The 4,954-nt window shown below is 71.5% G+C and carries 2 protein-coding genes; both read left to right on the plus strand.

Annotation, left to right across the window (positions count from 1 at the left end; genetic code table 11):
* On the plus strand, nucleotides 1-3,497 hold a 3,497-nt coding region (locus ACIBB8_RS37365; RefSeq protein WP_398959810.1), incomplete at its 5' end, for an amino acid adenylation domain-containing protein.
* Nucleotides 3,497-4,954: condensation domain-containing protein (locus ACIBB8_RS37370; RefSeq protein WP_398959812.1), on the plus strand; the 1,458-nt coding region annotated here is incomplete at its 3' end. The genes ACIBB8_RS37365 and ACIBB8_RS37370, both read left to right, overlap by 1 nt.

Raw genomic sequence — 4,954 nt, forward strand, 5'->3', positions numbered from 1 at the left:
CCGTGTTCGCGCAGGTTCTCGGGCTGGAGACCGTCGGTGTCGACGACGACTTCTTCGCCCTGGGCGGGCACTCGCTCCTGGCCGTACGGCTGGTGGAGCGGCTGCGGGCGGACGGCATGGCGGTCTCGGTGCGGGCACTGTTCGAGACGCCCACCGTCGCCGGCCTGGCCACGGGCGCGGCACCCGAGCAGGTGCTGGTGCCGGCGAACGCCATCCCCGTCGACGCCGTGGAGATCACCCCGCAGATGCTGCCGCTGGTGGAGCTGTCGGCCACCGAGATCGAGCGGATCGTCGTGGGCGTGGAGGGCGGCGCGGCCAATGTTGCGGACGTGTACCCCCTCGCTCCGCTGCAGGAGGGCATGCTCTTCCATCATCTGCTGGCCGCGGCCGGCGGCGAGGACGCGTACGTCACCCCGACCGTGGTGGAGTTCGACACCCGTGCCCGGCTGGACGGCTTCCTCGACGCGCTGCAGCACGTGGTGGACCGGCACGACATCTACCGCACCGGCGTGGTGTGGGAGGGGCTGAGCGAGCCGGTCCAGGTGGTGTGGCGCCAGGCCGTACTGCCCGTGCAGGAGCTGGTGCTGAACCCGGACGGGGACGACCCGGTGCGCGAGCTGGTGGCGCTCGGTGGTTCGTCCATGGACATCGGCCGGGCGCCGCTGCTGGACGTGCGAGTGGCCCGGTCGCCGGCAGACGGTCGCTGGCTGGCCCTGGTCCGGGCGCACCACATGGTGCAGGACCACATGGGCATGGAAGTGGTCCTGGAGGAGGTCGAGGCATTCCTCGCCGGCCGGGGCGATCGGCTCGCCGAGCCGCTGCCGTTCCGCGACGTCGTGGCCCAGGCGCGCGGCGGGGTTCGGCGGTCGGAGCACGAGAGGTTCTTCACCGAGCTGCTCGGCGACGTCACCGAACCGACCACTCCGTTCGGCCTCGTGGACGCGCGCCGGGACGGCACGGAAGCGGCCCGCGGCGACTCGCTCGTCGCGGAGGCGGTGGCCGGCCGGCTGCGGAAGGTCTCGCGGCGGTTGGGCGCCAGCCCTGCGACCGTGCTGCACGTGGCCTGGGCCAGGGTGCTCGCGGCCGTCAGCGGCCGGGACGACGTCGTGTTCGGCACGGTGCTGTTCGGGCGCATGAGCGCAGGCGCCGGCGCGGAGCATGTCGGCCCGTTCATCAACACGCTCCCTGCCCGGGTGCGGGTGGCCGGGACCGGTGTGCTGGCCGCGGTGGCCGGCATGCGTGCGCAGCTGGCGGGGCTCCTCGAACACGAGCACGCACCGCTGGCCGTGGCACAGCAGGCGAGCGGAGTCCCGGGGGACGTACCGCTGTTCACCTCCATCTTCAACTACCGCCACAACACGGTCGGTCACTCCGAAGAGCCCCTCGACGAGGGCAGGGGTGACGGTACGGACAGCAGCGGGATGAGGACCCTCTACACACGGTCGCGTACCAACTACCCGCTCGCTGTCGCGGTGGACGACGACGGGGACCGGCTCGCGCTGAGCGTCGACGCGGTCGTTCCGGTGGACCCGGAAACCGTGTGCGGGCTGCTGCACACGGCACTCGGCAACCTGGTGACGGCGTTGGAAGAGGCGCTCGACGAAGGCGACGACGTGCCTTTGAGCACGGTGGACGTGATGGGTGAGGCCGAGCGGCGCCGGGTGCTGGTGGAGTGGAACGGCACGGGCACCGAGGTGCCGGACGCGTCGCTGGTGGAGCAGTTCGAGGGCTGGGCGGCGAGGACGCCGGATGCCGTGGCGGTGCGGTGCGGTGCTGAGGCCGTGCCGTACGGGGAGTTGGAGGCGCGCGCGAACCGGCTGGCCCGGTATCTGACCGGTCTGGGTGTGGGACGAGAGAGCCGGGTGGGCCTGTGCCTGCCGCGTGGTGTCGACATGGTTGTGTCGATCCTCGCGGTGTGGAAGGCGGGCGGTGCATATGTGCCGCTGGACCCGGAGTACCCGGCGGAGCGGCTCGCCTTCATGGTGGTGGACAGCGGCGCGGCCGTCGTCCTCGGCGCGGCGGAGACGCTTGCGGGGCTGCCCCGGGACGTGGTCCACATGTCCCTCGACGAGGTCCGGGACCTGGTCGCGGACGAGTCTGCCGAGCCGCTGGGAACGGTCGTCGATCCTGCCCAGTTGGCGTATGTGATCTACACGTCGGGTTCGACGGGCCGCCCGAAGGGCGTGGCGGTCGCTCACCACGGTGTGGTGAACCTCGCGAAGGTCATGCGGCCGGTCCTGGGCGTGGACGAGGGAGTCGTGGCGCTGCAGTTCGCGTCGTTCAGCTTCGACGCGGCCGTCCTCGACGTGGCCGTCACCCTGGCTGCCGGCGGGACGTTGGCGGTGGCGACGAGCGGGGAGCGTGCGGAGCCCGGGGCGCTGGCGGAGATGATCCGTTCAGCCGGGGTGAACGTCGCCAGTGTGGTGCCGTCGCTGCTGGGCGTACTGGAGCCCGCCTCCGTACCGGGAGTGAGTAACTGGGTCCTGGGCGCGGAGCGGTTGAACGCGGATCTCGCGAGCCGGTGGACGGTCCGCGCCAAGGTCTGGAACACCTACGGCCCGACCGAGGCGACGGTGATCACCACGGCTGATCCGGTGGACCCGGCCATCACACCGGAGGACCAGCCGCCGGCGATCGGCCGTCCGATCGGCAACGCCGAGGTCTACGTCCTGGACGGCTTCCTGCGGCCCGTCCCCGTGGGCGCCACGGGTGAGCTGTACGTGGCGGGGCCCGGCCTGGCCCGCGGTTACGTCGGGCGGCCGGACCTGACCGCGGAGCGATTCGTGGCGTCCCCGTTCACCGCGGGCGGGCGGGTGTACCGTTCAGGTGACCTGGCCCGCTGGACACCGGACGGACAGCTCCTGTTCGCCGGCCGTGCGGACGAGCAGGTCAAGATTCGCGGCTTCCGAGTGGAGCCGGGCGAGGTCGAAGCGGTCGTCGCCGCCCACGAGAGCGTCGCCCAGGCCGCGGTGATCGTCCGCGAGGACCGCCCCGGGGACGTGCGTCTCTGCGCCTACGTCGTCCCGGCCGGGGCAGGCGCCGACACCGCCGCACTCCGCGACTTCGCCGGCACCCGACTGCCCGAGTACATGGTCCCGGCCGCGTTCGTCGTACTCGACGCGCTGCCGCTGACCCTGAACGGCAAGCTGGACCGCAAGGCCCTGCCCGCCCCCGAATACACGACGGCTTCGGGCAGGGGACCGGCCAATGCGCAGGAAGAAGCCCTGTGCACCGCCTTCGCGGAAGTCCTCGGCCTGGAGAGCGTCAGCGTCGACGACGACTTCTTCAGGATGGGCGGAAACTCCCTGCTCGCGATACGGCTGATCAGCCGCGTTCGCACGGTGCTGGGCGTAGAGGTCGAAATGCGGGCGCTGTTCGAGGCACGGACGGTCGAGAAGCTCGCACAGCAGGTTGCACACCAGGTCGCACAACAGGTCGGAAACCAGAAATCAGCTAGGCCGGTGCTGCGGCCGATGCGCAGGCAGGAGGAGTCCTGATGCTTCCGTTGTCGTTCGCCCAGCGCCGGCTGTGGTTCATCGAGCAGCTCGAGGGGCCCAGCGCCACGTACAACATTCCGGTCGCACTGCGGCTGTCCGGGGACGTTGACCGCTCAGCGCTCGCCGATGCCCTGCGAGATGTGATCGGCCGGCACGAAGCACTGCGCACGGTCATCCCCGTCGCGGACGGCGAGCCGTACCAGCGCATCCTGCGCCTCGACGAACTGGACTGGGAACTGCAGTTGGTGGATCTGCCCGCCACCGCCACCCACACCGATGTGACGGACGCGGTCGCCGAGGCGGCGGGATACGTCTTCGACCTCGCCGCCGAAGCGCCGATCCGCGCCTGGCTCTTCGACGCCGGGCAGGACGAGCACGTGCTGGCGGTCGTCGTCCATCACATCGCGGGCGACGGCTGGTCGATGCGGCCGCTGGCCCGTGACATCTCGGCCGCCTATGCGGCACGGTGTGAGGGCCGGGCCCCCGACTGGGAGCCGCTGCCCGTCCAGTACGCCGATTACACGCTCTGGCAGCGCGAGCTGCTCGGCGACGCCGACGACCCGGACAGCGTGTTCTCGCGTCAGGTCGGCCACTGGCGCGAGGTACTGGCCGGCCTGCCGGAGGAGCTGGAACTTCCCTACGACCACGCACGTCCGGCGGTGATCGGCCACCGTGGTCACAGCGTGCCGCTGCGCGTGCCGGCCGACGTGCACGCCCGGTTCGCGGAGCTCGCGCACACCGAAGGCGTGACCCTCTTCATGGTGATGCAGGCCGCCCTCGCCATGCTGCTGTCCCGGCTGGGCGCCGGCACCGACATCCCGATCGGTGCCGCAGTGGCCGGGCGCACGGATGAGGCGCTGGACGACCTCGTCGGCTTCTTCGTCAACACCGTGGTGATGCGGACGGACCTGTCCGGCGACCCCACCTTCCGCGAACTGCTGGCCCGGGTGCGCGAGGCCGGACTGTCGGCGTTCGCCCACCAGGACGTCCCGTTCGAGCGGCTCGTCGAGGAACTCAGCCCCACGCGCTCACTGGCCCGGCACCCGCTGTTCCAGGTCATGCTCACCGTGCAGAACACCGCCGAGGCGGCTGTCGACCTGCCCGGGGCACGCCCCGGAAGTGTGCCGACCGGCGAGCAGTCGGCGAAGTTCGACCTGGACCTGAGCGTGTCGGAGGTCTTCGACACGGACGGACGGCCCGCGGGCCTGCGTGGTGGCCTGATTGCCGCCGCGGACCTCTTCGCCGCGGCCGGCGCGGAGCGCATCGTGGAGCGCCTGGGGCTGGTGCTGGCGGCGCTGGCCGCCGACCCGGACCTCCGGCTCAGCGCAGTGGATGTGCTGGGTGAGGGGGAGCGGCGTCGTTTGTTGGTGGAGTGGAACGACACGGCGGTGGAGATGCCGGGAGTGTCGGTGGTGGAGCTGTTCGAGGGGTGGGTGGCGCGGACGCCGGATGCGGTG

This window comes from Streptomyces sp. NPDC051286, assembly GCF_044455345.1.
GTDB lineage: Bacteria > Actinomycetota > Actinomycetes > Streptomycetales > Streptomycetaceae > Streptomyces.